The organism is Pseudomonas sp. QLc11A (assembly GCF_052112305.1).
Classification (GTDB): Bacteria; Pseudomonadota; Gammaproteobacteria; order Pseudomonadales; family Pseudomonadaceae; genus Aquipseudomonas; species Aquipseudomonas laurylsulfatiphila.
In genome coordinates this window covers 116,020-140,185 of record NZ_JAVAJJ010000012.1, presented here as the reverse complement: position 1 = coordinate 140,185, position 24,166 = coordinate 116,020, and the positions used below count along the sequence as shown (strand labels likewise).

Annotated in this window: 23 protein-coding genes and 2 pseudogenes; 12 read left to right on the top strand and 13 right to left on the bottom strand. The window is 60.4% G+C overall.

Going from position 1 to position 24,166, the window contains the following annotated elements; translation table 11 throughout:
* Nucleotides 1-158 precede the first annotated feature (158 nt).
* Nucleotides 159-1,079, bottom strand: a complete 921-nt coding sequence (locus Q8X48_RS18430; protein ID WP_407801012.1) for a histone deacetylase family protein — start codon at nucleotides 1,077-1,079, stop codon at nucleotides 159-161.
* Nucleotides 1,080-1,158: 79 nt separating this feature from the next.
* On the opposite strand from Q8X48_RS18430, the gene Q8X48_RS18425 reads away from it, so the two are divergent.
* The 3 genes from Q8X48_RS18425 (at nucleotide 1,159) to Q8X48_RS18415 (ending at nucleotide 3,293) form a co-directional block, all read left to right on the top strand.
* Nucleotides 1,159-1,728, top strand: a complete 570-nt coding sequence (locus Q8X48_RS18425; protein ID WP_217836432.1) for a GNAT family N-acetyltransferase — start codon at nucleotides 1,159-1,161, stop codon at nucleotides 1,726-1,728.
* 105 nt (nucleotides 1,729-1,833) lie between these two features.
* On the top strand, nucleotides 1,834-2,703 hold the full coding sequence (gene tesB / locus Q8X48_RS18420) for an acyl-CoA thioesterase II (RefSeq protein ID WP_407801014.1): 870 nt from the start codon (nucleotides 1,834-1,836) through the stop codon (nucleotides 2,701-2,703).
* The gene (locus tag Q8X48_RS18415; RefSeq protein WP_407801016.1) at nucleotides 2,700-3,293 is read left to right on the top strand and encodes an HAD family hydrolase; all 594 of its coding nucleotides are present in this window, start codon (nucleotides 2,700-2,702) and stop codon (nucleotides 3,291-3,293) included. Before tesB ends, Q8X48_RS18415 begins: the two co-directional genes overlap by 4 nt.
* Nucleotides 3,294-3,436: 143 nt before the next feature.
* Here the strand turns inward: Q8X48_RS18415 and Q8X48_RS18410 are convergent, their stop codons facing one another.
* The 5 genes and pseudogenes from Q8X48_RS18410 to Q8X48_RS18390 form a co-directional block, all read right to left on the bottom strand.
* Nucleotides 3,437-4,396 (bottom strand): alpha/beta hydrolase, encoded by a 960-nt coding sequence (locus tag Q8X48_RS18410; protein ID WP_407801017.1) that lies wholly within the window; start codon nucleotides 4,394-4,396, stop codon nucleotides 3,437-3,439.
* Nucleotides 4,397-5,290 carry a KPN_02809 family neutral zinc metallopeptidase gene (gene ypfJ, locus Q8X48_RS18405; protein ID WP_015096933.1) on the bottom strand — a complete coding sequence of 298 codons (894 nt, stop codon included), beginning with the start codon at nucleotides 5,288-5,290 and terminating at the stop codon, nucleotides 4,397-4,399. It abuts the gene before it with no gap.
* A 148-nt stretch (nucleotides 5,291-5,438) separates the two neighbouring features.
* Complete coding sequence (gene ypfJ / locus Q8X48_RS18400) at nucleotides 5,439-6,293, bottom strand: KPN_02809 family neutral zinc metallopeptidase (protein WP_407801019.1); 855 nt, start codon at nucleotides 6,291-6,293, stop codon at nucleotides 5,439-5,441.
* Between the two features lie 226 nt (nucleotides 6,294-6,519).
* Nucleotides 6,520-6,945: pseudogene (locus tag Q8X48_RS18395) on the bottom strand (aldo/keto reductase); the annotation flags it as partial.
* Nucleotides 6,929-8,677 carry an FAD-dependent oxidoreductase gene (locus Q8X48_RS18390; protein ID WP_407801021.1) on the bottom strand — a complete coding sequence of 583 codons (1,749 nt, stop codon included), beginning with the start codon at nucleotides 8,675-8,677 and terminating at the stop codon, nucleotides 6,929-6,931. The pseudogene Q8X48_RS18395 and the gene Q8X48_RS18390, both read right to left, overlap by 17 nt.
* A gap of 174 nt (nucleotides 8,678-8,851) precedes the next feature.
* Here Q8X48_RS18390 and Q8X48_RS18385 point away from each other — a divergent pair, with 174 nt between their 5' ends.
* From Q8X48_RS18385 to Q8X48_RS18370, 4 genes are all read left to right on the top strand, one after another.
* Complete coding sequence (locus tag Q8X48_RS18385; RefSeq protein WP_126047679.1) at nucleotides 8,852-9,628, top strand: IclR family transcriptional regulator; 777 nt, start codon at nucleotides 8,852-8,854, stop codon at nucleotides 9,626-9,628.
* Nucleotides 9,629-9,868: 240 nt separating this feature from the next.
* Entirely contained in the window at nucleotides 9,869-10,924 is a 1,056-nt protein-coding gene (locus Q8X48_RS18380) for a Gfo/Idh/MocA family protein (RefSeq protein ID WP_095965685.1), read from the top strand.
* 2 nt (nucleotides 10,925-10,926) lie between these two features.
* The gene (locus tag Q8X48_RS18375) at nucleotides 10,927-11,742 is read left to right on the top strand and encodes a sugar phosphate isomerase/epimerase family protein (RefSeq protein ID WP_095965684.1); all 816 of its coding nucleotides are present in this window, start codon (nucleotides 10,927-10,929) and stop codon (nucleotides 11,740-11,742) included.
* A 109-nt stretch (nucleotides 11,743-11,851) separates the two neighbouring features.
* Complete coding sequence (locus tag Q8X48_RS18370; RefSeq protein WP_095965683.1) at nucleotides 11,852-12,730, top strand: DMT family transporter; 879 nt, start codon at nucleotides 11,852-11,854, stop codon at nucleotides 12,728-12,730.
* A 13-nt stretch (nucleotides 12,731-12,743) separates the two neighbouring features.
* Here the strand turns inward: Q8X48_RS18370 and Q8X48_RS18365 are convergent.
* Both Q8X48_RS18365 and Q8X48_RS18360 read right to left on the bottom strand, forming a co-directional pair.
* Nucleotides 12,744-12,839, bottom strand: a pseudogene (locus Q8X48_RS18365) (metal ABC transporter ATP-binding protein); the annotation flags it as partial.
* 16 nt (nucleotides 12,840-12,855) lie between these two features.
* Nucleotides 12,856-14,193 carry an MFS transporter gene (locus tag Q8X48_RS18360; protein WP_407801023.1) on the bottom strand — a complete coding sequence of 446 codons (1,338 nt, stop codon included), beginning with the start codon at nucleotides 14,191-14,193 and terminating at the stop codon, nucleotides 12,856-12,858.
* A 612-nt stretch (nucleotides 14,194-14,805) separates the two neighbouring features.
* On the opposite strand from Q8X48_RS18360, the gene quiC reads away from it, so the two are divergent.
* Nucleotides 14,806-16,707: a 3-dehydroshikimate dehydratase QuiC gene (gene quiC, locus Q8X48_RS18355; protein ID WP_407801025.1), complete on the top strand. Its 1,902-nt coding sequence runs from the start codon at nucleotides 14,806-14,808 to the stop codon at nucleotides 16,705-16,707.
* A 102-nt stretch (nucleotides 16,708-16,809) separates the two neighbouring features.
* Nucleotides 16,810-17,487, top strand: a complete 678-nt coding sequence (locus tag Q8X48_RS18350) for a TetR family transcriptional regulator (protein ID WP_407801027.1) — start codon at nucleotides 16,810-16,812, stop codon at nucleotides 17,485-17,487.
* Between the two features lie 79 nt (nucleotides 17,488-17,566).
* Here Q8X48_RS18350 and Q8X48_RS18345 read toward each other — a convergent pair whose 3' ends face one another.
* From Q8X48_RS18345 to Q8X48_RS18335, 3 genes are all read right to left on the bottom strand, one after another.
* On the bottom strand, nucleotides 17,567-18,421 hold the full coding sequence (locus Q8X48_RS18345; protein WP_407801028.1) for a shikimate dehydrogenase: 855 nt from the start codon (nucleotides 18,419-18,421) through the stop codon (nucleotides 17,567-17,569).
* Between the two features lie 5 nt (nucleotides 18,422-18,426).
* Nucleotides 18,427-18,867 carry a type II 3-dehydroquinate dehydratase gene (gene aroQ / locus Q8X48_RS18340; protein ID WP_015096926.1) on the bottom strand — a complete coding sequence of 147 codons (441 nt, stop codon included), beginning with the start codon at nucleotides 18,865-18,867 and terminating at the stop codon, nucleotides 18,427-18,429.
* Nucleotides 18,868-19,007: 140 nt separating this feature from the next.
* The gene (locus Q8X48_RS18335) at nucleotides 19,008-19,919 is read right to left on the bottom strand and encodes a LysR family transcriptional regulator (RefSeq protein WP_095965678.1); all 912 of its coding nucleotides are present in this window, start codon (nucleotides 19,917-19,919) and stop codon (nucleotides 19,008-19,010) included.
* 226 nt (nucleotides 19,920-20,145) lie between these two features.
* Between Q8X48_RS18335 and Q8X48_RS18330 the strand changes: the two genes are divergently transcribed.
* A complete protein-coding gene (locus tag Q8X48_RS18330; RefSeq protein ID WP_015096924.1) occupies nucleotides 20,146-20,574 on the top strand; it encodes a hypothetical protein in 429 nt (142 codons plus the stop codon).
* Nucleotides 20,571-21,029: a DUF2442 domain-containing protein gene (locus Q8X48_RS18325; protein ID WP_407801030.1), complete on the top strand. Its 459-nt coding sequence runs from the start codon at nucleotides 20,571-20,573 to the stop codon at nucleotides 21,027-21,029. The genes Q8X48_RS18330 and Q8X48_RS18325 overlap by 4 nt, the downstream gene beginning before the upstream one ends.
* Before the next feature lie 54 nt (nucleotides 21,030-21,083).
* Here the strand turns inward: Q8X48_RS18325 and trmA are convergent, their stop codons facing one another.
* Together trmA and Q8X48_RS18315 are read right to left on the bottom strand one after the other, a co-directional pair.
* Nucleotides 21,084-22,163 carry a tRNA (uridine(54)-C5)-methyltransferase TrmA gene (trmA, locus tag Q8X48_RS18320; RefSeq protein WP_102702072.1) on the bottom strand — a complete coding sequence of 360 codons (1,080 nt, stop codon included), beginning with the start codon at nucleotides 22,161-22,163 and terminating at the stop codon, nucleotides 21,084-21,086.
* Nucleotides 22,160-23,455: an NCS2 family permease gene (locus Q8X48_RS18315; RefSeq protein ID WP_126047661.1), complete on the bottom strand. Its 1,296-nt coding sequence runs from the start codon at nucleotides 23,453-23,455 to the stop codon at nucleotides 22,160-22,162. The genes trmA and Q8X48_RS18315 overlap by 4 nt, the downstream gene beginning before the upstream one ends.
* Nucleotides 23,456-23,678: 223 nt before the next feature.
* Between Q8X48_RS18315 and Q8X48_RS18310 the strand changes: the two genes are divergently transcribed.
* Nucleotides 23,679-24,125, top strand: a complete 447-nt coding sequence (locus Q8X48_RS18310; protein WP_095965673.1) for a DUF4879 domain-containing protein — start codon at nucleotides 23,679-23,681, stop codon at nucleotides 24,123-24,125.
* Nucleotides 24,126-24,166 lie beyond the last annotated feature (41 nt).

Here is a 24,166-nt window from a genome sequence, read left to right as displayed (position 1 = left end):
GCGGGCAAGCCCGCTCCCACAGGGTTCGGTGGTGTTTGCCAGTGCTGGTTAAAAAACAACCACCGCTCTGTAGCCTATACGCCGTGTGGGCTGCAGACCCTTTCACTCAGGTTATCCACAGGCAGCTCCACAGGCATTGTGGGTAAAGCATCCACAACTCAGTGACAACCTGATGACTGCCAGACGCGCTGCGCGCTGTGATGGAGGATGCCGTGGCGGCGGGCCAGGGCCTGGCGGTCCTTGCTGTAGCCGCCGCCGATCACCCCGACCACCGGGATGTCGCGGCCCAGGCAATGGCGCATCACGCTTTCATCGCGGGCGGCCACGCCTTCGTCTGTCAGCTTCAGATAACCAAGGGCGTCGTCCTTATGCACATCGACCCCGGCGTCATACAGCACCAGATCCGGTTGGTAGAGCGGCAGCAGGTAGTTGAGCGCATCGTCCACCACCTTCAGGTAGTCGGCATCGCCCATGCCGTTGGGCAGCGGAATGTCCCAGTCACTTTCGGCTTTGCGTGCAGGAAAGTTCTTTTCGCAATGCAGGGAAACGGTCACCGCTTCCGGGGTGTTGTGCAGGATTCGTGCGGTCCCGTCGCCTTGATGCACGTCGCAATCGAAGATCAGCACCCGGTTCACCCGACCACTTTCCAGCAGGTAGTGACTGATCACCGCCAGGTCATTGAAGATGCAGAACCCGGCCGGGTAGTCGTAGTGCGCATGATGGGTGCCGCCCGCCAGGTGACAGGCCAGGCCATGCTCCAGCGCCTGCTCGGCCGCCAGCAGTGAGCCGCCGACTGCCCGCACCGTGCGCCGGGCCAGGGCTTCGCTCCAGGGCAGGCCGAGGCGGCGCTGGTCTTCGCGGGACAATTCGCCACTCATGTAGCGTTCGATATACGAAGGGTCATGGGCGAGGGCGAGAATGTCTGCCGGACACAGATCCGGGCGCAGCAGGTCGGCGTCGCGGGTCAGGCCGCTGTCCACCAGGTGATCGCGCAGCAGGCGGAATTTGTCCATGGGGAAGCGGTGATCCGCCGGAAACTCGGGACTGTAGTCTTCGTGATAAATCAGCGGCAGTGGCATGGTCATTTCATGTAGGAATGAGAGAAGGATCCTACCAGCGTTGTAGACTGGCGACATTGAAATGGAGGGGCGGGGCACGATGGAGCCAATACTGGAGCTTGAAAGCGCTCGGCTGCTGTTGCGCCAGTGGCGCGATGAAGATCTGGCGGACTTTGCGGCGATGTGTGCCGATCCGCAGGTGATGCGCTATTTTCCAGGCACTTTGAGTCGGCTGGAAAGCGCGTCATTGATCGGGCGAATCCGTGGGCATTTCGCCGAGCATGGTTATGGGCTCTGGGCCTTGCAGCGAAAGGACTCTGGCCAGTTCATCGGGTTTACCGGGCTCAATGTGGTCGGATTCGACGCGCCATTCACCCCCGCAACGGAAATCGGCTGGCGTCTGGCCCGCGAGCATTGGGGCCTCGGTTACGCCAGTGAAGCGGCGTGGACCGCTCTGCGCTGCGGGTTCGACCGACTGCCGCTGAAAGAGGTGGTGGCCTTCACGACGCAAACCAATCTGCCGTCAGAAAAAGTCATGCAGGCCATCGGCATGCACCATGACCCGGCGGATGACTTCGAACACCCGCGACTCGAAGCCGATCATCCATTGCGTCGGCACGTTCTGTATCGCATCAGTCGCGAACAATGGCTGCAAACCTTGCATGGATAAGCTGGCACGGACGTTTACAATGGCCCCATGCTGGCCCGGGCCGGAAACTGAATCGACCGTTGCAGCCAAGACTGCGCGGCAATGTTTTGCGTGAGGAGAGTCTGAATGAGCCAAGTGTTGGAAGATCTGGTCGACTTGCTGACCCTGGAACCGATCGAGGAAAACCTGTTCCGCGGCCGTAGCCAGGACCTGGGTTTCCGTCAGCTGTTCGGTGGCCAGGTACTCGGCCAGTCGCTGTCGGCGGCAAGTCAGACCGTAGAAGAGGCGCGCCACGTGCATTCGATGCACGGCTATTTCCTGCGTCCGGGTGATGCCGGTTTGCCGGTGGTGTATCAGGTTGACCGGGTGCGTGACGGTGGCAGTTTCAGCACGCGCCGGGTGACGGCGATCCAGAAGGGTCACCCGATCTTCACGTGCAGTGCGTCGTTCCAGTACGACGAGGAAGGCTTTGAGCACCAGAGCGAAATGCCGGTTGTGGTTGGCCCGGAAAATCTGCCTTCGGAGCTGGAAATCACCCAGCAGCGCGCGCACCTGATTCCCGAGAAAATGCGCGAAAAGCTGTTGTGCCCCAAGCCGATCGAATTCCGCCCGGTGACTGAAAAAGATCCCTACAACCCGCTGCCGTGCGATCCGGTCAAGTACGTCTGGTTCCGCGCCGACGGAGCCTTGGCCGATTCGCCGGCGCTGCATAAATACCTGCTGGCCTATGCATCGGACTTCGGCCTGCTGGTCACCTCGATGCAGCCCCACGGCAAATCGGTCTGGCACAAGGACATGCAAGTCGCCAGCCTCGATCACGCACTGTGGTTCCACCAGAATCTGCGTGCCGATGACTGGCTGCTCTACGCGATGGACAGCCCGTGGGCTGGCAACTCCCGCGGATTCTCCCGAGGCAGTGTGTTCAATCGTGCCGGGCAACTGGTGGCCTCGGTCACTCAGGAAGGCTTGATCCGTCACCGCAAGGATTGGGCGTGAGCCTGGCCGACGTGCGTCACTGGGTGTTCGACATGGACGGCACCCTGACCGTGGCCGTGCACGACTTCGCAGCGATTCGCGTAGCCTTGGCGATTCCTGCCGAACACGACATCCTGACCCACCTCGCCGCACTGCCAGCCGATGAGGCCGCTGCCAAGCATGCGTGGTTGCTGGAGCACGAACGGGACCTGGCCCTCGGTTCGAAACCGGCGCCGGGCGCAGTGGAGTTGGTGCGCGAGCTGGCCGGGCGCGGTTATCGCCTGGGCATTCTCACGCGCAATGCCCGGGAGCTGGCGCATGTCACGCTGGAGGCCATTGGCCTGGCCGACTGCTTTGCGGTCGAGGACGTGCTGGGTCGTGATGAAGCACCGCCCAAGCCTCATCCGGGCGGGTTGCTGAAACTGGCCGAAGCGTGGAAGGTGCCGGCAAGCGAGATGGTGATGGTCGGTGATTACCGCTTTGATCTCGATTGCGGGCGGGCGGCGGGGGCACGCACGGTGCTGGTGAACCTGCCGGATAATCCGTGGCCGGAATTGACCGATTGGCATGCGGCGGATTGTGTCGAGTTGCGGCAGATGTTGTCGGCTTGATTGCCTCGTTGCCTGGTCAACCGCTTTCGCGAGCAGGCTCGCTCCCACATTTGATTTCTGGTGTTCACAAATGATGTGTTCACCGCAAAATCCTTGTGGGAGCGAGCCTGCTCGCGAAGGCGTCAGATCAGGCAGTGCAACACCTACTGCCCAAACAACGCCTTCTGCCCCTCCGGCGAGGTAAACATCCCGTCCCCGCTGTGCCCGACTCCGGGTACTTCAATCAGTTGCTGTTTCAACCCTTGCGGTTGCAGCCGCTTCAGGTAATCAAAGTAAAAACGCCCGCGCGCCAACCGATAAGGCCCTTGGGCCCTGGCCTCACAGCTTTTATCCAGCGCCGGATGATTCGGGTCGGTGTCCTGCTGGCCCAGTAGGTAAACGATGTCACGCTTAAGGTACTTTTCCTGCAGTTGTGTGGGCGTTTGTCCTTCGGCGTAGGCGGGCAAATCCGCTAGCCCATACTTCCAGCGATGGAATTGCGGGCAACCGGCGTGACTGAACGCCACGGGCCGGCGCTCATCGAAGTAGGCGTAGGACGACGGGTTGGCAATCACGTATCGAACCTGTACGCCAGCCGCCTCGAGGGCTGGCTGATCATGACCGATCACTGCATAGCGCTGAACCACCTGCGCGCCCCCGGAGTGCCCGGCGATGACAATTTGCTTCACGTCCGGAAACTGCTGGCGATCTCCCAGGCGGGCAATGATTTCGTCGAGCGCGGCGTAGGAACTCAGCCGAAACGGCGCCGTGGATTCGCCGCCGGCCATCCATTCATTGCCTTGCCAGCGCAAAACGGTGTCGGCCACCGGATGAACCGCAACATCGGTTTCATTGAGGAATTGTGGGGCGATCACCAGGGTCGTTGCGCTTTGCCCGGCCAGTTCGGCCGCGTGCTCACCGCTCTGCAGATAGGTTTGCGCGTTGCGCAAGCGACCGTGGAGGATGATCAGCACCCGTTCGATTTTTGCCGGGGCGGGGCTGATGCCCACCGCGATTTCACCTGATTTCAACAGCAGGCGCCCGGGACTGAGTTCCTTGACCTCATTCTCGGCGGCCTGGGACGTTGCGCAAGTAAACAGAACAACCAACAACCACTTCTTCATTTACAGATTTTTCGTCGCAAAGGTATCGCACTGGCTTACCTGGCCTTGGGCGAAACCGGTTTTGAACCAGCGCACTCGTTGCGCCGACGTGCCATGGGTGAACGAGTCCGGGACCACGCGGCCCTGACCCTGTTGCTGCAAACGATCGTCACCGATGGCGTTCGCTGCGTTCAGTGCTTCTTCGATGTCGCCCGGTTCCAGCCAGTTCAGGCGCTTCTGTGCATTGTTGGCCCAGACGCCGGCCAGGCAATCGGCTTGCAGTTCCTGACGAACCAGCAAACCGCCGTCGCCTTCCATCTGCCGGCCTTGTTGGCGGGCTGCCTGGATTTTTGCGGACACCCCAAGCAGGGTCTGCACATGGTGTCCGACTTCGTGAGCGATGACGTAGGCCTGGGCGAAGTCGCCCGCGGCGGAAAAGCGTTGGGACATTTCCTGGAAGAACGCCATGTCCAGGTAGACCTTCTGGTCGGCCGGGCAATAGAAGGGGCCGGTGGCCGAGGTGGCCAGGCCGCAGGCCGAATTCACCCGGTTGCTGAACAGCACCAGGGTCGGGTCTTTGTATTGACGGCCGGCCTGCTGGAATATCGTGCCCCAGGTGTCTTCGGTGTCGCCGAGGATCGAGCGCACGAACTCCGCGCCTTCGTCATTGGCCGGTGGTGCCTTGCGGCTCTGGTTGGTGGCGGGCGCCGATTGCTGGTCCATTTGCCCGGTCAGTTGTCCGAGGATTTGCAGCGGATCCTGGCCGGTGATCCAGCCGATGCCGACGATCAGCAGGATCGCCGTCAGGCTCAGGCCCTTGCCACCGCCGAAGCGCATCCCACCGCCGCCACTGCCGACATCATCACCACGGGCATCGACAACGTTGTCGCTGCGTCGGCCTTTTTTCCATAGCATGTGGGAATCCTCTTCTGTTCCGGGTCACGAGCCGTGCGATGAGTGTTGCTGCCAAGTGGGAGCCGCGCCAGTCCGGTCGTCAGACAGCCTAGAGCGTCAGCGGTTCTATCCTTTCGGCCGCATTAACGGCTTCATTGACGGGCGGGGGTCACAGGTTCCCGGTAGCGAAGGTGTCGCATGCCTCCGACAGGCCTGAGGCGAAACCGGTCTTGAACCAGTTCACGCGCTGCTTTGATGTGCCGTGGCTGAATATTTCGGGCCGAACAGGGGCGTTTCGGGAGCGTTGCAAGTGGTCGTCACCGAACATCTCAGCGGTATTCAGGGCCGCTTCGATATCACCGGGCTCCAACCAATCCAGACGCCGTTGCGCATGGTGCGCCCAGACACCGGCCAGACAATCGGCCTGCAGTTCCGCGCGCACTTCCAGACCGCCATCACCGCTGACCGGTTGTTGATCGAGCAAGGCTTTCTCGAAGGGAGCGGACAGTCCCAGCTCAAGCTGCACGTGATGGCCGATTTCGTGAGCGATGATGTATGCCAGTGCGAAGTCAGCAATCACTGAGTGCGGCTCCAGTTTCTTGAAAAACTCCAGATTGAGATACACCTGCTGATTGCTTGGGCAATAGAATGGGCCGCTTCCGGAGCTGGCATAACCACAGTCCGAGAGGATGTCATTGTTGTAAAGCGTCAGTTCGGGTTGTGGATAGTGTCGTCCCGTTTGCGCAAAGAGTTGTTTCCAGGTGTCTTCGGTATCACCGAGCACTGACTGAACAAACTTCAATTGCAGATCTTCTGCGGGCGCAATCGACAGGGCGGTGGCGGTTGGAGGAAGGGGGCTCGTGGGCGAATCCGGTGCCGTGTCCAATGTCGAGTAGAGTCCTGCGCCTGCCAGCACAACGACGGCCAGCCCGGCGCCTAATGTTTTCCCTGTGAGGGTGCGGGCATCCTTGCCCTCGCGCGTGTCGTTCACGTTGTCGCTGCGTCTTGCCTTGGTCCATAGCATGGTTGCGGTCTCTCATAGATTGTTGGAGTGTTTTTCGCCAAGTCTATGAATAACAGCACTATTAAAAGTGTGTGGGAGAAATGTGTAAGAGTTGGTATTGCCTCTGACGTTATGACGGATGTCGCGGATCACGGGTGGCCAAATGGGTGGTTGCTGGTCGAACGCGTCCTACGCCGGCGCAAAGTCCGGGCTGACCTGACGCTCGCGTTTGGACAGGCTGGCGATCAAGGCTCGGTCTTCGTGATTTCGCCACGCCAATGTTGCGCGCCAGGCCTTGCTCCTTGAACGACGCCAGGGTTTCTAGGGTGCGCGCATATCCCAATCGGTGGTTGGCCAATGGAGCATGAACAGGTCGACGTATTCGCTGCGCAGGGCTTTGAGGCTGCGGTCCATGGAGTGATGCATGGCGTCAGGTTGCAATTGGTCCCACCAGACGTTGGTCGTGACGTGGATCTGCTCGCGGGGTGTCGGACTGTTCGCCAGCGCCTTACCGACAGCATCTTCGTTGTTGTAGGCCGCTGCCGTGTCTATGTGCCGGTAACCCAGGGACAGAGCCTGCTCCACGGCGCGGGCATTCCTCGCCGAGCATTGGCCAGGTACCGAGGCCGAGCTTCGGCATGTTCAAACCCTGTGCGTTAACGATGTACTGCATGGTCGATCTCCTTTTCATAAGCAGTGACGCCTGCGATGTGGCGCGCGGCGATGTAGCCGAAGGTCAACGCCGGGCCGAGATTGATGCCCCCGGCGGGATAGTGACCGCCCATGATGCTGGCCATGTCGCCGCCCGCCGCGTACAGGCCGGCGATGGGTTGCGCCGCATCATCCAGGACCTGGGCATGCTGGTTGACCTTGAGCCCGGCGAAGGTGCCGAAGCTGCCCGGCTGGACTTTCACGGCATAGAACGGGCCTTGTTCGATCGGCGCGATGCATGGGTTGGGATGTTGCAGTGCGTCACCCTGCTTGCGGTTGTAGGGCGTGGAACCACGACCGAACTGCGGGTCTTCTCCGTTGCGTGCGTGGCGGTTGTAGTCCGACACGGTGCTGCGCAAGCCAACCGGGTCGATGCCGCAGGCTGCAGCCAACTCCTCAAGGGTGTTGCCGGTTTTCAGATAGCCGCTGCGGATGAAGGATGACAGCGGCACCGGAAATGGCCGAGAGATGCCCAGGCCATATCGACGCTGAAAGCGATGGGTGCAGATCAGCCACGATGCCACTTCTTCACCCTGCGGGGCGGCGGCGACCATGGCCGCAACGTATTCGCAGTAGCCGTTGGCTTCATTGACGAAGCGCTGGCCGTTGCTCAGCACACCGATTATGCCGGGTTTGCCCCGCTCGATAATGTGCGGGAAGTGTCCCGTGCTGCCGTCGCTGTGCGGCACTTGCGAAACCGGCGCCCAGGCGACGGCGGACGCCATGTCGCTGTTGACCCGGGCACCGACACTTTCGCCCAGGCGCAGGCCATCGCCGCAAACGCCGAGGGGCGGCAAGGCCAGATGCTCATGCCCGGTCGGTGTGCGGGGAAACAGTGCCTTTCGACGCTCGATGTCATTGGCAAAGCCACCCGCCGCGAGCACCACGGCCTTGCGTGCATGGATGCGCACCGAGCCTTTGGCGGTGTTGACCACCGCACCTCGTACTTGATTGTTCTCGCGCAGCAATCGGCTCACGGGCGCTGATTCCCAGAGCAACACGCCGAGGTCGTCGGCGGATTTAGCCAGGCGCGCCACCAAGGCCACGCCGTTGACCAGTTGCATCGCCCGGCCATGTACGACGAGATCGAACAGGTGCCGACTGAAACGCTGCGTAACATGCCAGGCCGCCGACAGAGAGCGGGTCAGGTTGAGGAATGCCGTGAGGTCCGCCCCCGCCATGATCGGCATGCCCATGAAGGATGTTTCCCGCATGGTTTTGCGCAGACGCTTGAGCAGTGTGCCGACTTTTCGGGCGTCGTAAGGGGCGGCGATCACCGAGCGTCCACCGGTGCCTGCTCCGGGCGTGTCGCCATGCATGTCGGCAATGGCATTGCCATCGGAAAATTGCAGCGAGGTGAACTGTTCGAAGAACGACACCATCCGCGGGCCGGCCTCCAGGAAAGCGTCGATCATCGCTGGATCAAAGCGCTCGCCCAGTTCGTGTTTCAGGTAAGTGCGCGGCAGTTCAACATCTTCGACAATGTCCGCGCGCCGGGCCAACGGGTTGCAGGGCACCCAGGCCCAGCCACCGGACCAGGCGGTGGCACCGCCGAACACCGGGTCCTTTTCCACCACTATGACTTTCAGTCCGTGCCATGCGGCGGTCACGGCCGCTGACAGTCCCGCCGCACCGGAGCCAACGATCAGCACATCGCAATCGATGTCGGGAAGAAAGTGCACTTGTGCAGGCATTGTTTGAACTCCGGTGTTTTATTTTTTGGAATCTGGTTCCAGAAAATATAAGAATCAGGTAACGCCGAACAAGCCGGGAGGGTATAAAGCGGGCGGTTATCGAACGCTCAGTTCCAGATTTCGCATTCGTGCGGTTGTCTTCTAGAATCGAGCAAATTTTGCGTGGAAGCGACCATGGCCGGCAGTCAGATCGAACGTGTTTTCAGTGTGCTCGAAAGTCTCACCAGCGATCCCCGTGGCCTGCCGATGCAGACCCTGGCAGAGCAACTGGACATCCCCAAGAGTGCGACCCATCGCCTGCTCGCCGAGCTGATCCGCCTCGGTTACGTGCGGCAGAATCCAGATAATTTGCGTTATCACCTCTCGACCAAACTGGTGGCGATGGGCTTCCGTTACCTGTCGAGCAGCGGTGCCGATATCGTGCAGCCGGTGCTTGACCGCCTGGCTCAGGAAGCCGGCGAGTTGGTGCGTCTCGGGGTGATCGACGGCGAGCGTCAGACCTGGATCGCCAAATCCCAGGGCGCGCGCTCCGGTCTGCGTTACGACCCGGACATGGGCCGCGATGCGCCGTTGTTCTACACAGCCTCGGGGCATGCGTGGCTGGCGTGCATGAGCGATGCCGAAGCCTTGTCACTGGTGGAACGGCAGGGCGCGCAGGTGCCGGAACATGTGGGCCCGAACGCGCCGCGCTCGAATATCGAGTTGCTCGAGCGCCTGCGTCTGGCGCGGGAGCAGGGCTATGCATGGGTTGAGGAAAGTTCGGCGGTGGGGACTTCGGCGATTGCGGCAGTGGTGCGCCATCCCGCCGATGGGCGGGTGATCGGCGTGCTCAGCATCGCCGGACCGAGTGCACGGATGCCGGGAGAGCGTCTGCATGAGCTGGCGCCGTTGTTGCTGGCGTACACCGCGGAGCTGAGCGCAGCGAGCCTGGCCTCGGAGTTGTTCAACTAAGGCCTGTGCAATTCGACTGTGGGAGCCGGCTTGCTCGCGAATGCGGTGTGTCATGCGATCTGGATGGCGCTGACACACCGCATTCGCGAGCAAGCCCGCTCCCACATTTTGAACAACGTTCAACTTGAAAAGCTGTGCGTTGTTCGAACACTTTCAGGACGGGCTTGTGTAAGAATCTGGAACCAGGTTCTAAATTATTGGAGTTCATCGCTCCAATAACACTCACAAGAGGACCGCATCTTGAATTCTCCACTTCGCATCGCCCTGATCGGTGCTGGCAACATGGGCCAGCAGCACTACCGGCATCTGCAATCCCTGACTGAAGCGACGTTGTGCGCCGTGGCCGATCCCGGACCGCAGGCGGCCAGCCTTGCGGCTGTATGGGGCGTAGCCTGTTTCGCCGATCATCGTCAGATGCTGGAGCAGGCGAAGCCGGACGCCGTGATAATCGCCAATCCGAACACGCAGCATGTCAGCACGGCCCTGGATTGCCTCGCGGCCGGCGTGCCGGTATTGCTGGAAAAGCCGGTGGGCGTGCACCTGGATGAAGCCCGGGAGCTGGTGGCCGCCTCGAAGGCCAGCGGTGTTCCGGTACTGGTCGGGCATCATCGCCGGCACAATCCGCTGATCGTCCGCGCCCACGAACTTATCCACAGCGGCGCATTGGGTCGGTTGACCACGGTCACGGCGCTCTGGCAGTTGCGCAAGCCCGACAGCTATTTTGAAACACCCTGGCGCCGTGAGGCCGGTGCGGGGATGCTGTTGACCAACCTGATCCACGACCTCGATCTGCTGCGGCATTTGTGCGGTGAAGTGCGTCAGGTTCAGGCCATCACCAGCAATGCCATTCGCGGATTTGCCAATGAGGATTGCGCGGCGGTGTTGCTGCAATTCGACAACGGTGCACTGGGCAGCCTGACCGGCTCCGATGCGGTGGCTGCGCCCTGGAGTTGGGAGCTGGATTCGGGGGAGAACCCGGTGTACCCGCGTCATCCTGATCAACCGTGCTACTTGCTGGCCGGAACGGGTGGGGCGCTGAGCATTCCGCAGCTTAAACGCTGGCACTACAACGAAGTAGACGGCGGCTGGCATCAACCGTTGCTGGCGACCCAGGAAAACTTCAGTGCCGATGAAGCCTTGCGTTTGCAGTTGCAGCACTTCGTACGTGTTGCGCGGCGTGAGGTCGATCCATTGGTGAGTGCCGCCGATGCCGCGCGTACGTTGGCGCTGATCGAGGCCATCCGCGAAGCCGCCGAAACCGGGCGTGCCTGCGCGCCATCCTTGATCGAGGGTTGAGCATGAGCGAGCGTATCTTCTCCCTGGCCAGCCTGACCGTGCTGGAGTTGTCACCGCCCGACATGGTCGAGGTCGCCGCGCGGGCCGGTTACAGCCATGTCGGCTTGCGTCTGGTACCGGCGACCCCGGAGGAGCACCATTTTGCCCTGGTGGCCGACCAAGAATTGCGGCGCCAGACCCTGGCGCGTCTGCGCGATACCGGAATTCGGGTGCTGGACGTCGAAATCCTGCGGCTCAAGCCGGAAACCGTTGTCGCCGATTTCGAGAAAATCCTGGCGGTGGGTGCCGAGTTCGGCGCCAGTGAGTTGCTGGTGGCCGGTAACGATCCTGACGAACGGCGGCTGACGCAGCATTTTGCCGAGCTCTGTGATCTGGCGGCAGCCTATGGGCTGCACCCGAATCTGGAGTTCATGCCCTGGACCGATGCGCGCAATCTTCAACAAGCCACGCGAATCGTGGAAAACGCCGGATGCGAAAACGGCGGCGTATTGGTCGACGCTTTTCACTTCGACCGCTCTGGATCGCGGTTGGAAGAACTGGTCAAAGTTGTCCCCTCACGGTTACGGTATGCACAGTTGTGTGACGTCGCAGGACCACGACCAGCCGATATGGCGGAGATCTTGCGTCAGGCGCGTAACGAACGGCGTTTCCCTGGTGATGGCGATTGTGACCTGCCGGGGTTGTTGCGCGGTTTGCCGGCTGACATTCCGTTGAGCCTGGAGATTCCCACCGTGCAGTTGCTGGAGCAGGGCGTGAGTGGATTGGATCGGGCGCAGATGGCGCTGGATAAAAGCCGGGAATTGTTGGCGCGGTTGTAAGCGCTGCTGTGTATTGATCGCGGGCAGGCGACGCCTTCCAGATGCTCTAGGCTGACTGTGTGGAAGCGTCGCTTGCCTGCGATGTTTTGACTTCAAGTAAGGAAACCCAATGACCGTCAGCACCCCGCTTTCCGGCGTCAATCAGCCCTTCAAAGGGATCTTGCTGATCGTTGTCGCAACCTTCCTGTTTTCCAGCCACGACGCCTTTTCCAAATACCTCTCCGGTTTCTATCCCATTGTCATGGTGGTCTGGGCGCGCTACGTGGTTCACACCTTGTTGATGGCCGGGATTTTCCTGCCGCAGTCCGGACTCCGGGTGCTGCGTACCAAGCGGCCATTACTGCAATTGATCCGGGCATTGTGCCTGCTGGGCACCAGTCTGTTTTTCACCACGGGGCTGATGTACATCCCGCTGGCCGAGGCCACGTCGGTCAACTTCCTCGCTCCGGTGCTGGTCACCGCGTTGTCGGTACCGCTGCTTGGCGAGCGGGTGACGCGTGGGCAATGGTTGGCGGTGATTTTCGGTTTCAGCGGGGTGCTGATCATCGTTCACCCCGGTGGTGATCTGTTTACCCCGGCGGTGTTGCTGCCGTTCTGCTCGGCGTTGTTTTTCTGCTTCTATCAACTGCTGACGCGCAAGCTCAGCGAGATCGACAGCCCGACCACCAGCAACTTCTTCGCAGGCTTGTGCAACACGCTGGTGATGAGTGCGCTGGTGCCGTTCTTCTGGCAGACGCCGAACCTGGTGCATGGCGCGATGATGCTGGCTCTGGGAGCCTGCGGGATGACGGCTCACCTCTTCCTGACCCAGGCTTTCCGTCTCGCGGCACCGGCACTGCTGGCACCGTTCAGCTATTGCCAGATCATCTTCGCCGGCCTGCTGGGCTGGCTGCTGTTTTCCCATACGCCGACACTGACCACCGTGCTCGGCATTGCCGTGATCTGCTGCAGCGGGTTGGCAGCGGCCTGGCAGCAAAGCCGCCGCTAGGAGGGCAATGATCAGAGACCTGTGGGAGCGAGCCTGCTCGCGAAGACGGACTGTCATTCAACATTGACGTTGGCTGACGTACCGCTTTCGCGAGCAGGCTCGCTCCCACAGGGACTGATGACTCTTTAGTCGGTGATGGTCGGAATCTTGCGCGGTGCCATGAAGTACATCCAGATCAGCGCAATGAAGTACATCGCCGGAATCAGTGTGAACAGCACGGTGTAGTTGTTGTTGGTGACGGTCAGGATATGGCCGACCAACTGAGTCATGAACATCCCGCCAATCGCCGCACACATGCCGCCGAAACCGAACACCGTACTCATCATGTGCTTGGGCGTGTAGTCCATCACCAGACTCCAGATGTTTGCGGTCCAGGCCTGGTGCGCGCCGATGGCCAGGGAGATGGCGGCCACCGCGACCCAAAGATTGCTGGAGCCGGCAGCCATGATGACGCCGATGATGCAGCAGGCGAACAGGAACATGGACATCAATCGCGCCTTGATCGGGTTGACACCGCGACCGATCAGGAACGAGGAGAGGATGCCGCCGCCGACGCTGCCGAAGTCGGCAGTAAGGTAGATGATGATCAGCGGAATGCCCATCTGGGTGACGTTGATGCCCAGGTTGTATTGCTGGTTGAGGAACGGCGGCAACCAGTACAGGTAGAACCAGAACACCGGCGCGGTCATCGAGTAGGCGAGGGCGAAGGCCCAGGTGCCGCGCATGCGCAGGATCTTCGAGAACGGCACGCGGGATTGTTCCGGCTCGACTTCTTTCTGGATGTAGTCCAGTTCCGATTGTTTGACGCTTGGATGCTCTTCCGGGTTGAAGTACTTCAAGCCCCAGCACACCAGCCAGATCCCGCCCAGTGCCGACATGCACAGGAACGCGGCTTGCCAGCCCCAGACATGCAGGATCAGCGGCAGCAGCATCGGGGTGACCATCGCACCGACGTTGGTCCCGGCATTGAATATCCCGGTGGCCACGGCGCGCTCGCCGGCCGGGAACCACAGGCGCGTGGTTTTCACGCAGGCCGGATAGTTCGCCGCTTCGGTCAGGCCGAGGATGAAGCGGCAGACCATGAAGCCGACCGCCGAAGTGGCCAGGCCGTGGGCGCCGGTTGCCAGGCTCCAGAGCAGCACCGCGCAGAAGAACACGCGCTTGACGCCGACCCGGTCGATCAAGCGGCCTTGCAGCACGAAGCCGATGGCGTAACCGACCTGGAACCAGAAGTTGATGTTGGCATAGTCCATCGCCGTCCAGCTCATCTCCTTGGCCAGGATGGGCTGCATCACGCCCAGGGCGGCGCGGTCGATGTAGTTCAGGGTAGTGGCGAAAAACACCAGCGCCAGCATGCCCCAACGGGTTTTGCCGACCGCCATGGCGCCGCGGATTTTGTCGCCGATGCCGCCAGAGGCGGCGCTCATGGCCGGAGCCATGCGTGAGCTAGGTGCAGGATTCATGTGTGCCATCCGTTCAATGACTGACAAGCGAAGCTCGTCGGGACTTCAAGGGCGCGTGATCAATCGATGGCGACGGGCGCGGTTGGACTGATCGGCTGTGTTCGTCGGGCTGACGAGTTATTCAGCGAGCGGCACGCGAGTGCCAGCGGTGCGCGGGGGGCGGATGGACGCCAGGCAAGGCGTAATGACGGTTGAGTGATCGAGCAAGGCGTTGAAGGAGCGCATGAGCGTATACCCGTTTTTTGAAATTTTTATGTGGTGTTCTGGGTCTTGTTAACCGGGAGCCGGTGATTCATGACCGGACCCAATGTGGTGTTGATGTTGCGCAGTGGACAAAAAATCGTCAATTCGCCAACCACCATTGTGTTCGATAATCGAACACAAAACTAACCAGATAGTACACTTTGAATTGCTGTGCGGGATCGCCAGGCCAATAATTTACCCAGGACAAACACTACCCCTGTAGGAGCGACCGAAGGCTGCGATCTTTTGATCTTGAAAAAGCAAAATCAAAAGATCGTCCGAACGCGGCCCGAGCCTCCGGCAGCTCCTACAGGAATCGGGCGTGCGATGCCCCCTAACAAGATAGTCCCCATTAACGGGAGTCGAAATATGCAGCGTTCCATTGCCACCGTATCCTTGAGCGGTACCCTGCCGGAAAAACTCGAAGCCATTGCCGCCGCCGGGTTTGACGGTGTGGAGATTTTCGAGAACGACCTTCTCTACTACGACGGCAGCCCACGGGAAATTAAACAGATGTGCGCCGATCTCGGGATCGCCATCACCCTGTTTCAACCTTTTCGTGATTTCGAAGGCTGCCGGCGTGATCGGCTGTCGCGCAATCTGGAACGTGCCGAGCGCAAATTCGACCTGATGCAGGAACTGGGCACCGACCTGGTGCTGGTGTGCAGCAACGCGTCGGCCGACTCCACCGGTGATGAACAGATTCTGGTCGATGATTTGCGACTGCTGGCTGAGCGTGCCGGGGCCCGTGGTCTACGCATCGGTTATGAAGCGCTGGCCTGGGGCCGGCATGTGAACACCTATCAACAGGTGTGGAACATCGTGCGTCAGGCCGATCATCCAAGCCTTGGCGTGTTGCTGGACAGCTTTCACACCTTGTCGCTCAAGGGCGATCCAAGTTCTATCGCCGAGATTCCCGGCGACAAGATCTTCTTCGTGCAAATGGCCGACGCACCGATCCTGGCCATGGACGTGCTGGAGTGGAGCCGGCATTTTCGCTGCTTCCCGGGCCAGGGTGAGTTCGACTTGCCAGGGTTCCTCGCGCCGATCATCCAGAGCGGCTACACCGGGCCATTGTCGCTGGAGATCTTCAACGACGGCTTCCGCGCCGCGCCGCCACGGGCCAATGCCGCCGACGGCTTGCGCTCGTTGTTGTACCTGGAAGAGAAAACCCGCGAGCGTCTGGCTCAGGAAGCCAAGCCAATGGCCAGCCCTGAGATTCTGTTCGAAACACCCAAGGCCAGCGAGTACAACGGCATCGAATTTCTCGAATTCGCCGTGGATGAAAGCCTCGGCGCCAAGCTCTCCCATTGGCTGGAGCGACTGGGTTTCGTCAAGGCCGGGCAGCATCGCTCCAAGAGCGTCAGCCTGTTGCGTCAGGGCGATATCAACCTGATCCTCAACTCCGAACCGTACTCCTTCGGCCATAGCTTTTTCGAAGCCCACGGCCCTTCGCTGTGCGCTACGGCCGTGCGGGTCAAGGACAGCGCCAGTGCGCTGGCCCGCGCCGTAGCCTACAAGGGCCAGCCCTATCGCGGGCTGGTCGGCCCCAACGAACTGGAGCTGGCGGCGGTGCGTGCGCCGGATGGCAGCCTGATCTATCTGGTGGATCAACACGCCGATGTTTATGGCACGGACTTCAATCTGTACCTGCAAGCGCCTGTCAGCGGCGGCCTCAAGCGCATTGACCACATGGCCATGGCGCTGCCGGCCGACAGCCTCGACAGTTGGGTGCTGTTCTACAAGAGCCTGCTGGATTTCGAAGCGGACGATGAAGTGGTGCTGCCGGATCCTTATGGTCTGGTGAAGAGCCGTGCCTTGCGCAGTCGCGACAGTTCGATCCGCTTGCCGCTGAACATTTCCGAGAACCGCAACACCGCGATCTCACACGCGCTGTCGAGTTATCGCGGCTCTGGAGTGCATCACATAGCCTTTGATTGTGATGACATCTTTGCCCAGGTCAGCCGTGCAAAAGAGGCGGGCGTGCCGCTGCTGGATATCCCGCTCAACTACTACGATGACCTGGCGGCGCGGTTTGACTTCGACGACGATTTCCTCAGCGAACTGGCCTACTACAACGTGTTGTATGACCGCGACGCCCAGGGCGGGGAGCTGTTTCACGTGTATACCGAGCCGTTCGAGGGGCGGTTTTTCTTTGAAATCATCCAGCGTAAAAACGGATACGCCGGCTACGGCGCGGCCAACGTCGCGGTGCGGTTGGCGGCCATGGCCAAATCCCGAAGCGGAGCCATCCGTCAGGCCAAGTTGTAGGAAATTCGTAAACGCGGGATTAAACGTGGGCCGCGCGGCTTCCTTCACCGTGCCGCGCAGCCCATAATCGCCAGCCTGTGCAGTGATGGCCGTGAGCCCGCAATGACAATGACTTCAGAACTCCCCGCAGCCTCCGTAGAACCTGGTACCGAGCCGCGCAAGAGTCGCAAGAACAACCCGGAAAAGACCCGCGAAAACATCCTGCAGGAGGCGATTGTCGAATTCGTCCAGCAGGGGCTTTCCGGGGCCCGCGTCGATGCCATCGCCGAGCGCATCCACACCTCCAAGCGCATGATCTACTACTACTTCGGCAGCAAGGAGCAGCTCTACGTCGAGGTCCTGGAAAAACTTTACGGCGATATCCGCAGCACTGAAAGCCGTTTGCACCTGACCGAACTGGCACCGATGGAAGCGATTCGGCGGCTGGTTGAATTCACATTCGATCACCATGATCGCAACGTCGATTTCGTGCGCATCGTCAGCATCGAAAACATTCACAACGCCGAGTACGTGAAGCGCTCCGATGCGATCAGGGCGATGAACAATACCGTTCTCGATTCCCTCGATGTGATCCTGCGTCGGGGCGTTGAAGAGGGTGTATTCCGCGCCGGCCTGGTGCCGCTGGATGTGCATCTGCTGATCAGCTCGTTCTGCTTTTATCGCGTCTCGAACCGCCATACCGTGGGCGAGATTTTCCAGATCGACTTGCCGGATGAGCGCATCAAGCAGCGTCATCGGGAGATGATTTGCGAATCAGTGCTGCGTTATTTGCAGGCTTGAAAAGATCGCAGCCTTCGGCATTTCCTACAGATCAATGCGATTGACGTAGGAGCTGCCGAAGGCTGCGATTTTTTGATCTTCAGTCCTTCATGCCCTGGAAATGCTCGAGCATTCTCTGGGCATCCGGCACCACGCCGCTGAACAGCTCGAATGCCTTCACCGCCTGAAACACCGCCATGTTGCCGCCGTCCAGCGTGCGGCAACCGAGGGCGCGGGCGTTGCGCAGCAGTTCGGTTTCCAGCGGGAAGTAAACGATCTCCGCCACCCACAACTCGGCTCGAAGCAACTCGACCGGCACCGGCATACCCGGCAGTTTTTTCATGCCCATCGGCGTGGTGTTGACCAGGCCGTCAGCCTGGGCCAAGGCGCTCGGCAGGTCATACCCGGTCATCGCCAGACCGACACCGAAATGCTGATTGAGGTTGTCGGCCAGATCCTGGGCGCGGCGGATGTCCACGTCAAAAATGCTCAGTTGCCGTACGCCTTCGCTCAACAGGGCGTGGGCCACCGCCGCCCCTGCGCCGCCGGCGCCCATCTGGACGACACGTTCAACGGCAACGCCTTTCAGACCCCGTCGAAAGCCCTCGGCAAAGCCCAGGCAATCGGTGTTGTGGCCGATGCGTTTGCCGTCCTTGAGCACCACCGTGTTGACCGCACCGATACCGCGGGCCTCCGGCGAGAGTTCGTCCAGCAGCGGGATGATTGCCTGTTTGCAGGGAAAGGTGATGTTCAAACCGGTGAAGTTCATGCGCTCGGCGGCCATCAACAGGTCGGGCAAGGCGTTGCTGTCGAGCTTCAACTGATCAAGATCAATCAGACGATAGAGGTAGCGCAGCCCTTGGGCATCACCTTCATGCTCGTGCAAGGCCGGTGTGCGGGAAGCCTGGATGCCGGCGCCGATCAGCCCGGCCAGTATCACGTTGTTCTGAGTCACGGCGATCACCCCTTCAAACGATGACTGAAGTGTTCCAGCGCCAGGCGATAGCCGTGACTGCCGAAGCCGGCCATCACCGCCGTTGCAATAGCGGATACGAACGAGTGGTGGCGGAAGGTCTCGCGGGCGTGCACGTTGGACAGGTGGACTTCGATGACCGGCAGCTCGCTGGCGACCAGGGCGTCGCGGATGGCGACCGAGGTGTGAGTCCACGCGGCGGGATTGATGACGATCCCGGCGCAGCGACCGCGGGCCGCGTGAATCCAGTCGAGCAATTCGCCCTCATGGTTGGTCTGGCGAAACTCCACCGCCAGGCCGAACTCTTCGGCGGCGCGTCCGCACAGGGCCGAAATGTCTGCCAGGGTTTCGTGGCCGTAAGTCGCCGGTTCACGGGTGCCGAGCAGGTTCAGGTTCGGGCCGTTGAGCACCAGAACGATAGGGGACATCGGAATCTCTCCACTTTTTATTGTTGGAATCGGCCATGGTTCTCAGCCTGTGGAGATAAATTGTACTAACTAGTTAATTCGGTCAATTGAAGAGAGGGCACGCTGGCGGTTTGTGGGCGATGATCGGACACTTTCTGTGTTCAGCGCGGCAAATGTTCCACCAGAAAATCAATGAACGCCCTCAAGCGCAGCGGTACATGTCGACTTTGCGGGTACAGCAGGGTGAAAGGTCGCGAGCGCCCGCCATAGGGCTTGAGCACTTCCACCAGTGAGCCGTCGGCCAGTTCCTTTTCCACGATAAAACGATAGGTCTGAAACAACCCTGCCCCGTGTTTGGCCAGCGTCACCCCGCCCAATACATCATCGGAACAACTGAGGTTGCCCTCGGCCAGAATCTCCCGGGGCACGCCTTCATCGTTGAACAACCAGGCAATGCGTCGGCCGCTGCTGGGTAACTCGTATTGAATGCATTCGTGGTGTTCGAGGTCGTCGAGGGTTTGCGGAATGCCGGCCTGTTTCAGGTAATCAGGGCTGGCGATCAGCACCAGGGCGGCATCTTCCAACTGTCGGGCGATCAGGCCGGAATCCGGGATGGCTCGCACGCGAATCGCCATGTCGTAGCCTTCGCCGACGAAATCGATGTTGCGATTGCTGATATGCGACTCGACTTTCACCGCGGGATAGCGCGCCCGAAATTCGGGCAGCAGCGGCAGGATTCGATGATGCGCGTAGGTGGTCGGAATACTGATGCGCAAAGTACCGGACGGCACTTGCTGCTGGCCCATGACCTCGCGCTGGGCCTCGACCAGTTGCGCAAGGGCCTGGCGACATTCTTCGTAATAACGGCGACCACTGTCAGTGAGCTTCACGCTACGCGTGGTGCGCGCGAACAGTCGCACGCCCAGGCGTTCTTCCATGCGTGACACCGATCGGCTCACGGCAGCGGGCGTGACACCTGCCACCAGCGCCGCGGCAGTAAAACTGCCAGCCTCGGCGGCCAGGCAAAACAGCTCAATGCTGCCCAACTGAAGATCGTCGAATTGTCGCTGCATGATTGATTACACCGGGGATCAGATGAAGACGCTGGATCAGTATTTATCAGGTGCCAGCGCTGTAAAGAAAGGATTTCTTACCAATTCGCGCGGTGTTACGCAGGTCCGGGAAGCACCAGAACGCTAGCCTGAGGACGGGAGAAATGATTCGGCTTCCAATGCCAGCGGTCGGATTTTCCAGGGAATGCCGGATCTTCGGATTCAAAAACCTAACGGATGGGTTAGCATGAAGGTATGCAGTTTCAAAGGACTGTCGGTAGTTATCATGTTGCGAGACGAGCATTGTCCGCCTCATGCGCATGTGGAAGCGGGTACGTGGAGTGCGAGATTCAGGTTCAGCTTTTGGCACAACGGTGTCGAGCTCTGGGATGTCGTTCCGCTTTCGCGTCGGCCGCCATTGGCGGTGCTTGAGGGTTTGCGCCAATCGCTCAAGCAACCTGCCCATTTGCGACGCGCCCGCGGCATCTGGTGGCGAAAACTACAAACGGCCTGTCTTGATAATCAACTATGGGACTGGCAAAGCAACGAAGTCGTTGTGGTGAAAAGGGTTGTCAGCACGACCAATATGATTGGATCGGCTTGCTACGTACCTGAATCGAACAAGACATTGCTGTCCCTGATCGGTGCACAGGAAAGTGTGGAGATCGAGTTATGAAAACGATAAAAGCCAAGGTTCAGGCCGATAATCCCGTAACGGAAAGTAGCCTGGACAAAGCCATTGAACGGGGCGAACTACGTAGAAAAAATAGCCTGCAAGCGACAGCGGTTACCTACCTGGCTCCCTGTCTGACCCCCTGTCTGGCAGTAGTCTTCGAAGACGGCAGCGGCGTATTGTTGCCCGTGGCCAACTATCCGGAGTTCGATGATTTTGAGTTGCAGGACTACGCCAGCCTGACTGTCGGCTATGCGGGGACTGCACTGTGCCATGAAGGCAAGGACCTGCATGTGTCTATCGCCGGGATGATTTCTGCGAGCAAGCCGTTGATGGCCATGGCGGCCTCGGTCGTCGCTTCGCGCAATGGTCGCCAGAGCAGCGCCGCAAAGTCTGAAGCCGCGCGGGCCAACGGCAGGAAAGGCGGGCGCCCGCGCAAGGTCGATGTTGTCGTGTAAGTGCCCACAAAAAAGCCGTCGTGAAGACGGCTTTTTTGTGCCTGGCAGATGCCATCAACGCCGGGTCAGCATCACCCCGGATTCCATGTGATGGGTCCACGGGAACTGGTCGAACATCGCGCACCGGCTGATGCGGTGGGTGTCGTGCAGTTGGGCGATGTTGGCTGCCAGAGTCTCCGGATTGCAGGAGATGTACAGGATGTTGTCGAAGCGCCGGGTCAGCTCGCAGGTGTCCGGGTCCATGCCGGCGCGGGGCGGGTCGACGAACACGCTGCCGAACTCGTAGCTCTTGAGGTCGATGCCGTGCAGGCGGCGGAACGGACGCACTTCGTTCAGGGCTTCGGTCAGCTCTTCGGCGGACAAGCGCACCAGGGTGACGTTATCCACAGCGTTTTCGCTGAGATTGCTCAGCGCCGCGTTGACCGAGGTCTTGCTGATTTCGGTGGCGAGCACTTTGCGTACGCGGGTGGCGAGGGGCAGGGTGAAGTTGCCGTTGCCGCAATACAGCTCCAGCAAATCATCGGAGCGATCCCCGAGCGCATCGTACGCCCAGTTGAGCATCTTCTGGTTCACCGTACCGTTGGGCTGGGTGAACGCGCCTTCCGGCTGGCGGTAGCTGAAGGTGCGGCCGCCGACGTCCAGTTGCTCGACCACGTAATCGTGACCGATGACTTCGCGCTTGCCCTTGGAGCGACCGATGATGCTGACGTTCAGGTCCGTCGCCAGTTTTGAAGCCGCCGCATGCCAGTGCTCGTCCAGCGGACGGTGATAGCACAGGGTGATCATTGCGTCGCCGGCCAGCGTGGTCAGGAACTCCACCTGGAACAGCTTGTGACTCAGGGCCGCACTGGCTTGCCACGCGGCCTTGAGCTGCGGCATCAACTGGTTGATGCGCAGGCTGGCAATCGGGAACTCTTCGATCAGGATGGGCGTGCGTTTGTCTTCCTGGGAAAACATCGCGTAATGCCGCTCGCCGGCCTCACGCCACAGGCGGAACTCGGCGCGCAGGCGGAAGTTTTTCAGCGGCGAATCGAAAACGGCTGGCTCGGGTGCATCGAACGGGGCCAGCAGGTCACGCAAACGCGTGACCTTTTCTTCGAGTTGAACGGCATAGGCCTGGGAATCAAAAGTCATGCGTTGAACCAACCCAGCTTGATCACGAACAGAATCGACAGGATCACCAGCGCCGGGTTCAGTTCACGGCCACGGCCGGACATCAGCTTGATGGCGGTCCAGGAAATGAAACCGAAGGCGATGCCATTGGCGATGGAATAGGTGAACGGCATCGCCAGCGCGGTGATCACCACGGGCGCGGCGACGGTAATGTCGTCCCAGTCTATTTCGGCCAGGCCGGATGTCATCAGCACGGCGACGAACAGCAGGGCCGGTGCAGTGGCGAAGGCTGGAACACTGGCGGCCAGTGGCGAGAAGAACAGCGCCAGCAGGAACAGGAATGCCACCACGATGGCGGTCAAACCGGTGCGGCCACCGGCACTCACGCCAGCGGCGGATTCGATGTAGCTGGTGGTGGTCGAGGTGCCCAGCAGGGAACCGGCCATGGCTGCGGTGCTGTCGGCGATGAGCGCGCGGCCCATTTTCGGCATGTGGCCGTCCTTGCCCATCAGGCCGGCACGCTTGGCAACGCCGATCAGGGTGCCGGAGTTGTCGAACAGGTCGACGAACAGGAAGGCGAAGATCACGCTGACCAGACCGATGTCCAGTGCGCCCTTGATGTCCAGTTGCAGGAAGGTCGGGGCCAGCGACGGCGGCATCGACATCACGCCGCCGAACGGGGTGAAGCCCATCACGATCGAAACGATGGTCACCACCAGAATGCCGATCAGCACCGCACCGCGCACGGCAAGGGCCTCAAGCGCGACGATCAGGGCAAAACCGAGGGTGGCGAGGATCGGAGCCGGTTGTTTCAGGTCGCCGAGGCCGACCATGGTCGCCTGGTTGCTGACCACGATGCCGGCGTTGTGCAGGGCGATCAGCGCCAGGAACAGGCCGATACCCGCAGCAATGGCCGAACGCAGTGGCAACGGGATGCTGTTGATGATCCATTCACGGATGCGGAAGATCGACAGCAGGAAGAAACACACTGCCGAGATGAATACCGCGCCGAGCGCCACTTGCCAGGTATGGCCCATGTGCAGGACCACGGTGTAGGTAAAGAAGGCGTTCAGGCCCATGCCCGGCGCGAGGGCGATCGGGTAGTTGGCGATCAGGCCCATGGTCGTCGAGCCGATGGCAGCTGCCAGACAGGTGGCGACAAACACCGCGCCCTTGTCCATGCCGGTCTCGCCGAGGATGCTCGGGTTGACGAACAGAATGTAGGCCATGGCCAAAAAGGTCGTGACGCCCGCCAGAATCTCGGTCCGCACGTTGGTGTTGTGTGCCTTGAGTTGAAACAGCCTTTCCAGCATGTCTGCTCCCCGTGGCGCGCCGGGCGCCGTGAATGTATCGACCTCAACAGCAAAGCACAGGCAGCAGAACGCGCCTGGAAATTACTGTGGGCCGGAAAAAGCCGCGCATCATACCAGTAGCTTGGGAATATGGCTGCTTATGGCGGTGATCGTCGTCGATGTTTTGCGACAAAGCCAAGTGCGCCATACTGCGCGCTGGTTTTTCGGGGGTGGAAAGGACTGCATGAAAAGGCGTCTGGTTAGCGTGTTCGGCGTATTGATGGCGTTGCTTCTCGGGGCGCAAACGGCCACGGCGGCATCGGCCCCGCCATTGAGTCAATTGAAAGTGCTCAAAGTCGCGTCGCCGTCCTGTGGCGTTGAAAATATCGACGAAGGGCAAACCCGCACGCGCTGCGATCACAATGGCCCGAACATCACGGTGTACGTGCTGGAAGTGGGTTATGGACGTGAGGCCCATGTCGCCCTGGACGGTTTTGAAGTGAATGGCACCCGCACACCGGTCTGCGCGTTCAAGAACGGCAACCTGACCAGTTGCACCCCCGGGGAAAAAACCGTCGGCTATTTGTATGCACTCGATCTGGCGGGTAAGCAGGAAGGCACATTGACCTTCAGCAATACCTCGATCAATGCGCCCGGCAATACGATGTCGACGCAGCTTTACATCCAGTAGCCACATGTCTCGAACAAGGCGCGGGAAAGCTGACTACGCTT

Excerpts from the sequence above, each read along its gene's own strand:
- Q8X48_RS18430 (WP_407801012.1), bottom strand. The coding sequence starts at position 1,079 with ATGCCACTGCCGCTGATTTATCACGAAGACTACAGTCCCGAGTTTCCG.
- Q8X48_RS18425 (WP_217836432.1), top strand. The coding sequence starts at position 1,159 with ATGGAGCCAATACTGGAGCTTGAAAGCGCTCGGCTGCTGTTGCGCCAG.
- tesB (WP_407801014.1), top strand. The coding sequence starts at position 1,834 with ATGAGCCAAGTGTTGGAAGATCTGGTCGACTTGCTGACCCTGGAACCG.
- Q8X48_RS18410 (WP_407801017.1), bottom strand. The coding sequence starts at position 4,396 with ATGAAGAAGTGGTTGTTGGTTGTTCTGTTTACTTGCGCAACGTCCCAG.
- ypfJ (WP_015096933.1), bottom strand. The coding sequence starts at position 5,290 with ATGCTATGGAAAAAAGGCCGACGCAGCGACAACGTTGTCGATGCCCGT.
- ypfJ (WP_407801019.1), bottom strand. The coding sequence starts at position 6,293 with ATGCTATGGACCAAGGCAAGACGCAGCGACAACGTGAACGACACGCGC.
- Q8X48_RS18390 (WP_407801021.1), bottom strand. The coding sequence starts at position 8,677 with ATGCCTGCACAAGTGCACTTTCTTCCCGACATCGATTGCGATGTGCTG.
- Q8X48_RS18385 (WP_126047679.1), top strand. The coding sequence starts at position 8,852 with ATGGCCGGCAGTCAGATCGAACGTGTTTTCAGTGTGCTCGAAAGTCTC.
- Q8X48_RS18375 (WP_095965684.1), top strand. The coding sequence starts at position 10,927 with ATGAGCGAGCGTATCTTCTCCCTGGCCAGCCTGACCGTGCTGGAGTTG.
- Q8X48_RS18370 (WP_095965683.1), top strand. The coding sequence starts at position 11,852 with ATGACCGTCAGCACCCCGCTTTCCGGCGTCAATCAGCCCTTCAAAGGG.
- Q8X48_RS18360 (WP_407801023.1), bottom strand. The coding sequence starts at position 14,193 with ATGAATCCTGCACCTAGCTCACGCATGGCTCCGGCCATGAGCGCCGCC.
- quiC (WP_407801025.1), top strand. The coding sequence starts at position 14,806 with ATGCAGCGTTCCATTGCCACCGTATCCTTGAGCGGTACCCTGCCGGAA.
- Q8X48_RS18350 (WP_407801027.1), top strand. The coding sequence starts at position 16,810 with ATGACAATGACTTCAGAACTCCCCGCAGCCTCCGTAGAACCTGGTACC.
- aroQ (WP_015096926.1), bottom strand. The coding sequence starts at position 18,867 with ATGTCCCCTATCGTTCTGGTGCTCAACGGCCCGAACCTGAACCTGCTC.
- Q8X48_RS18335 (WP_095965678.1), bottom strand. The coding sequence starts at position 19,919 with ATGCAGCGACAATTCGACGATCTTCAGTTGGGCAGCATTGAGCTGTTT.
- Q8X48_RS18330 (WP_015096924.1), top strand. The coding sequence starts at position 20,146 with ATGAAGGTATGCAGTTTCAAAGGACTGTCGGTAGTTATCATGTTGCGA.
- Q8X48_RS18325 (WP_407801030.1), top strand. The coding sequence starts at position 20,571 with ATGAAAACGATAAAAGCCAAGGTTCAGGCCGATAATCCCGTAACGGAA.
- trmA (WP_102702072.1), bottom strand. The coding sequence starts at position 22,163 with ATGACTTTTGATTCCCAGGCCTATGCCGTTCAACTCGAAGAAAAGGTC.
- Q8X48_RS18315 (WP_126047661.1), bottom strand. The coding sequence starts at position 23,455 with ATGCTGGAAAGGCTGTTTCAACTCAAGGCACACAACACCAACGTGCGG.
- Q8X48_RS18310 (WP_095965673.1), top strand. The coding sequence starts at position 23,679 with ATGAAAAGGCGTCTGGTTAGCGTGTTCGGCGTATTGATGGCGTTGCTT.